The 6,000-nt window shown below is 64.6% G+C and carries 6 protein-coding genes; 4 read left to right on the forward strand and 2 right to left on the reverse strand.

Annotated elements, in window-relative coordinates:
* Window positions 1-117 precede the first annotated feature (117 nt).
* A complete protein-coding gene (locus tag ABFX29_RS01530; RefSeq protein ID WP_152227848.1) occupies window positions 118-960 on the forward strand; it encodes a DUF3097 domain-containing protein in 843 nt (280 codons plus the stop codon).
* Window positions 961-1,113: 153 nt separating this feature from the next.
* Window positions 1,114-1,539 (forward strand): DUF4870 domain-containing protein, encoded by a 426-nt coding sequence (locus ABFX29_RS01535; RefSeq protein ID WP_152227846.1) that lies wholly within the window; start codon window positions 1,114-1,116, stop codon window positions 1,537-1,539.
* Window positions 1,540-1,626: 87 nt separating this feature from the next.
* Here ABFX29_RS01535 and hemW read toward each other — a convergent pair whose 3' ends face one another.
* The gene (hemW, locus tag ABFX29_RS01540) at window positions 1,627-2,856 is read right to left on the reverse strand and encodes a radical SAM family heme chaperone HemW (RefSeq protein ID WP_152227843.1); all 1,230 of its coding nucleotides are present in this window, start codon (window positions 2,854-2,856) and stop codon (window positions 1,627-1,629) included.
* On the reverse strand, window positions 2,853-4,706 hold the full coding sequence (lepA, locus tag ABFX29_RS01545) for a translation elongation factor 4 (protein WP_055241023.1): 1,854 nt from the start codon (window positions 4,704-4,706) through the stop codon (window positions 2,853-2,855). The genes hemW and lepA overlap by 4 nt, the downstream gene beginning before the upstream one ends.
* A 214-nt stretch (window positions 4,707-4,920) precedes the next feature.
* Here lepA and ABFX29_RS01550 point away from each other — a divergent pair, with 214 nt between their 5' ends.
* Both ABFX29_RS01550 and rpsT read left to right on the forward strand, forming a co-directional pair.
* A complete protein-coding gene (locus tag ABFX29_RS01550) occupies window positions 4,921-5,481 on the forward strand; it encodes a type II toxin-antitoxin system PemK/MazF family toxin (RefSeq protein WP_152227841.1) in 561 nt (186 codons plus the stop codon).
* Between the two features lie 225 nt (window positions 5,482-5,706).
* Window positions 5,707-5,967: a 30S ribosomal protein S20 gene (gene rpsT / locus ABFX29_RS01555; RefSeq protein WP_055241021.1), complete on the forward strand. Its 261-nt coding sequence runs from the start codon at window positions 5,707-5,709 to the stop codon at window positions 5,965-5,967.
* The last annotated feature ends 33 nt before the right edge of the window (window positions 5,968-6,000 follow it).

The following is a 6,000-nucleotide window of genomic DNA, read 5'->3' on the forward strand; positions in this document are numbered from 1 at the left end:
AGCACTCGGTGTCCCTAAGTGCTAAGTCTAATACCATCCGCTCCCGTTGCTAGCATTGATTCCTCCGTGCCTGCGGCCAGCGCAGGCGCTTCGCCGCGTCGTCAGGAACGAGGTTTTATGCCCAGCTACGAATGGGGCCCGCAGGACATCACCGCCCCGGCCCGGAAGGCCCTGCGGCAGGTGGGCGCCGAAAAAGGCCTGGTCCTGGAAGAGGTCCAGACCGGCTGGGTAGGTGCAGTGCTCCGCACGGAGAAGTCCGGCGGAATGCACCTGGTGGTACTGGAGGATTACCGCGGGCGGACACGTTCCTTTGAACTGGGCTTCGGCTTCCTCCTGGAAGGCGAACCCGTCGAAGTTATCCCCGCCGTCAAGACGGCTGCCCCCGTGGCCCGCCGGACGGCGTCGGGCTCTGTCGCCGTCGAGGGCGTCCGTGCCCGTACCGCCCGCGCCAGCCGCATCTGGGTTGAAGGCAAGCACGACGCGGAACTGGTGGAAAAGGTTTGGGGAGACGACCTTCGGATCGAAGGCATCGTCGTCGAACCCCTCCATGGCGTAGATGACCTGGCCGGTGCCGTGCGCGGCTTTTCCCCCGGCCCCGGCAGGCGCCTCGGCATCCTCGTAGACCATTTGGTGTCCGGTTCCAAGGAATCGCGCATCGCCGCTGAAGCGATGCGGGTGCCCGGAGCCGCCGGGAACGTGCTGATTGTCGGCCACCCGTACGTTGATGTCTGGCAGGCGATCAAGCCCCACGTAATCGGCTTGGAGGCATGGCCGGCGGTCCCGCGGCATGAGGACTGGAAAACCGGAATCCTCAAGGGGCTCGGCTGGCCGCACCGCGACCATACCGACGTCGCCATGGGCTGGAAGAAGCTGTTGGGTTCGGTTCGCACCTACGCAGATTTGGAGCCGTCCCTGCTGGGCCGGGTGGAGGAAGTCATCGACTTCCTGACCGTTCAGTAGCGGTGCGCCGGAGAGCCGGCAGGCTCCCCCGCGGCACGGCACGCTGGGACACCCGGTGCCTGCTCCTGCCGCTGAAGCCAGTACCCTTGTCTAACAACAGGTACCCGCGGGGGGCGATCCCTGCGCCATCTGAGAGTTAAAGGAATAGCAACCGTGTCCAACCCACGCCCGAACCACCCGCAACCGGATAACAACGGTTCGCCGGCGCGCCCGGACTACCAGGGTGCCCCGGCCAACGCACTCCCCCTGACCGCGTCGGAAGACCGCCAGTGGGCCACCCTCTCCCACTTTGGCGGGATCCTGGGTTTTGTTCCTTCGCTCATCATCTATCTGGTGTTCCGTGACCGTGGTCCGTTCACGGCCCAGGAGTCCAAGGAAGCCCTGAACTTCACGCTGCCTCCCACCATCCTCGCGCTGGTGGCCTGGCTGCTCTCCTTCATCCCGGTGGTGGGCGGGTACTTCGCCATCCTCAACGCGCTGATCTGGATTGCCGTCGCCGTGTTCTCAGTCATAGCGGGCATCGAATGCAACCGCGGCCGGCCCTACCGCTACCGCTTCAACCTGCGCCGCTTCCGCTGACGCACCAGCATTGACGGCGTAGGCCGCGCACCACAAGACCCGCCGTTCTCCCAGGGAACGGCGGGTCTTGTGCTTGTTGCGGCGGGCCTACGGCAGCAGCCGGCGCACAACGGCGTCGGCCAGCAGCCTTCCCTTAAGCGTGAGCAGCACGGTTCCTGCAATGGCAGCCTTCGGCTCCACGAGACCGTCTGCTATCAGGCCGGCAATCTCGTGCCGGCCCTCCGGGCGCAGCAGCTCCCGCGGCAGGCCCTCGGCCAGCCGGGTGCGGAGCATGACGTCTTCCAGGTAACGGGTATCCGCATCCAGGCTTTCGCGCCCGACGGCGGGAGACTCCCCCGCCGCGATCCGCTGGGCGTAGGCGGTGGGATGCTTGGCGTTCCACCAGCGAACCCCGCCAACGTGTGAGTGCGCCCCGGGTCCAATGCCCCACCAGTCGTCGCTGCGCCAGTAGGCAAGGTTGTGGCGGCAGGCGTCCTGCGGCGTGCGCGCCCAGTTGCTGACCTCGTACCAGTTCAGGCCGGCCGCGGCGAAGAGCTCCTCCGCCAGCAGGTATTTGTCCGCGTGGTCGTCGTCGTCGATTGGGGGCACTTCGCCGCGGCGCATGCGCGCGGCCAGCTTGGTGCCTTCTTCGACGATCAGGGCGTAGGCGGAAATGTGATCCGGCTCGTAGCTCAGCGCTTCCTCGACCGAATACTTCCAATCGGCCAGGGACTCCCCCGGCGTGCCGTAGATCAGGTCAACGCTGACCTTCAGTCCGGCTTCGCGTGCCCACTGGACAGCCTGCGGCACGCGGGACGGCGTATGGGTGCGGTCCAGGACTGCCAGGACGTGGGGCACGGCGGACTGCATCCCGAAGGACACCCGCGTAAACCCGGCATCGGCCAGCAGCTGCAGGGACGCAGGTGTCACCGAATCGGGATTGGCTTCGGTGGTAACTTCCGCCCCGGGAGCCAGCCCCCACTGCTCGACGGCGGTGCCGAGGATGGCGGCCAGGTCTTCAGCGGGAAGCAGGGTTGGGGTGCCGCCGCCGAAAAACACAGTCTCGATCCGGCGTTCCGGGATTCCCGACGCCGCCAGCGCCTTGGCAGCGAAGCGGACCTCCTGCTGTGCGGTCGCTGCATAGGCGTCCTGGGAGGCACCGCCGCCGAGTTCAGTGGCGGTGTAGGTGTTGAAGTCGCAGTAGCCGCAGCGAACGGCACAGAACGGAATATGGACGTAGAGTCCGAATTTCCGTTCTGCAGCCGCGGCTGCTGCGTTGGGCGGAAGAAGTCCGTCCTTTGGCGCGGGATCCCCAAGGGGCAGTGCGCTGGGTGTCACTTCTTGGATTTGTCCTTGGACTCGTCGGATGACAGGGCGGCCACGAAGGCTTCCTGCGGAACTTCCACGCGGCCAACCATCTTCATGCGCTTCTTGCCTTCCTTCTGCTTCTCCAGCAGCTTGCGCTTACGGCTGATGTCGCCGCCGTAGCACTTGGCAAGCACGTCCTTGCGGATCGCGCGGATGGATTCGCGGGCAATGATGCGCGAGCCGATGGCAGCCTGGATCGGGACCTCAAACTGCTGCCTCGGGATGAGTTCACGCAGTTTGCCGGTCATCATGACGCCGTAGGAGTACGCCTTGTCCTTGTGGGTGATGGAGCTGAAGGCATCAACCTGCTCGCCCTGGAGGAGGATGTCCACCTTGACCAGATCGGCGACCTGCTCGCCGTCGGCCTTCCAGTCCAGGGAGGCGTAGCCGCGGGTCTTGGACTTGAGGACGTCGAAGAAATCGAAAACGATTTCGGCCAGCGGCAGGCGGTACCGGATTTCCACCCGGTCTTCGGAGAGATAGTCCATGCCGCCCAGGACGCCGCGGCGGGACTGGCACAGCTCCATGATCGCGCCGACGAATTCGCTCGGCGCCAGGATGGTGGCCGCAACCATCGGTTCGCGGACCTCTTTGATCTTGCCCTCGGGGTACTCGCTGGGGTTGGTGACCGTGACTACCTTGTTGTCCTCGAGCGTCACCTCGTACTCCACGTTCGGGGCAGTGGAGATCAGGTCCAGGTTGTACTCGCGCTCGAGCCGCTCCCGGGTAATTTCAAGGTGCAGCAGGCCCAGGAAGCCAACGCGGAAACCGAAGCCCAGCGCCGCGGACGTCTCGGGTTCGTACACCAGCGCGGCGTCATTGAGCATCAGCTTTTCCAGCGCGTCACGCAGCACCGGATAATCCGCGCCGTCGATGGGGTACAGGCCGGAGAAAACCATGGGCTTGGGATCGGCATAGCCGGGAAGCGATTCAGCTGCCGGCTTGTTCAGGTTGGTGACGGTGTCGCCCACCTTGGAGAGCCGCACGTCCTTCACACCGGTGATCAGGTAGCCCACCTCGCCGACGCCCAGTCCCTTGGACGGGGTGGGTTCGGGAGAGCTGACCCCAATTTCCAGCAGTTCATGGCTGGCCCGGGTGGACATCATCTGGATGCGTTCACGCGGTGACAGCGAGCCGTCGATCACGCGGACGTAGGTTACGACGCCGCGGTAGGTGTCGTACACGGAGTCGAAGATCATGGCCCGTGCCGGGGCATCGGGGTCTCCGACGGGTGCGGGAATGTCACGGACAATCTTGTCCAGCAGGGCCTCAACGCCCACGCCGGTCTTGCCGGATACCTTCAGCACGTCTTCCGGATCGCCGCCGATCAGCTTAGCGAGCTCCTCCGCGTACTTCTCCGGCTGCGCTGCGGGCAGGTCGATCTTGTTCAGGACCGGAATGATGGTCAGGTCGTTTTCCATCGCCAGGTAAAGGTTCGCGAGCGTCTGGGCCTCAATGCCCTGCGCTGCGTCCACCAAAAGGATGGCACCTTCACAGGCGGCCAGGGAACGGGAGACTTCGTACGTGAAGTCCACGTGACCCGGGGTATCGATCATGTTCAGTGCGTAGGACTCGCCGTCCACTTCCCACGGCATGCGCACGGCCTGCGACTTGATGGTGATGCCGCGTTCACGCTCGATGTCCATGCGGTCCAGGTACTGGGCCTTCATGTTCCGGTGCTCAACCACACCGGTCGACTGAAGCATGCGGTCGGCCAGGGTGGACTTGCCATGGTCGATGTGGGCGATGATGCAGAAATTCCGAATGATCGCCGGATCCGTCGCGGCAGGCACCGGTGAGAAGCGGGCCAGAGGTGACACTGTGGCGGTTCCTTTACTGTTTGCATGGCTTCGGCACTGTCCGGATGCACGATTGCACTCCGAGGCGCCGCTCGCACGCAGGGATTGTGCGAAGTGGGACTGGTTTCTAAGTTAACAGTCTCCCACGTTTACCCCGCCGGACCCGAACTGTGCGCAGCGCCCATCTGCGCGCCGCCGCCCAGCGGCCCCGCAGTGCCGCACCTAGGATGTCCGCATGGCTTTTACTTCCCGCAACCTGCTCAGCCTCGCCCGAACTGCCCTGCGTGTGGCCCGCCAGCTGGCCCCGGGTCCCGCGAACGTTCCGCGGACATCCCGCTCCGGACCAAACCGCAGCACGGCGCCGGGGCCGCAGGCATCTTCTCCGCGCCCGGCCCGGCCCGCCAGCTACGCAGGTGACTACACCGGACCAGTCAGGCCCGAATACGCGCCCAAGCCGGACGGCGCTCCGGACCCGGGTGAAGTCGTCTGGGCCTGGGTGCCGTATGAAGAGGATCCTTCCCAGGGCAAGGACCGTCCAGTGCTGCTGATCGGGCAGAACGGCTCCAACCTGCTGGGTTTGATGCTCACGACCCGGGACCGGAACAACTCCCGCGGGTCCGACCCGGACTACCTCGACATTGGAACCGGGGCCTGGGACAGCAAGGGCCGGCCCAGCGAGGTGAAGCTGGACCGGATCATCACCCTGGATCCCGCCGCCGTCCGGAGGCAGGGGGCCGTGGTGGACCGTGACGTCTTTGAGCGCGTTGCGAAGCGGCTCTCCGATCTCCGGCGCTGACCGGCTGCCGGCACCTTCCACCCTTACTGACGGAGCATCTGCGGATGGTTCCGTGCCGGGTTCCACACTGTCCGCTAAGTTCTGCTAACATTTATTGCTGTGTGTCCGCGCAGGTCGACGGGCACTTCAGGCCGGGCGCCATTACGGTATCCCCACGCCGCTCAGTCAATGTCTGGTCTGAAATTCCCTCACCGACCAAGTCCGCAATACAAAGAGAGTTTATAAGTGGCCAATATTAAGTCCCAGAAGAAGCGCATCCTCACCAACGAGAAGGCGCGTCAGCGCAACAACTCGGTGAAGTCCGAGCTGAAGACGCTTATCCGCAACGTGGATAACGCTGTCACCGCTGCTGACAAGGAAGCGGCTCAGGCAGCCCTGCAGGCTGCTACCCGCAAGCTGGACAAGGCTGTCAGCAAGGGCGTTATCCACAAGAACAACGCTGCTAACCGCAAGTCGGCCATCTCCAAGAAGGTCAACGCGCTCTAAGCGGGAGCAAAACCCCTAGTTTTACGCAAAAAC

This window comes from Arthrobacter gandavensis, from assembly GCF_039528575.1.
In the GTDB taxonomy this organism is placed as follows: domain Bacteria; phylum Actinomycetota; class Actinomycetes; order Actinomycetales; family Micrococcaceae; genus Arthrobacter_B; species Arthrobacter_B citreus_B.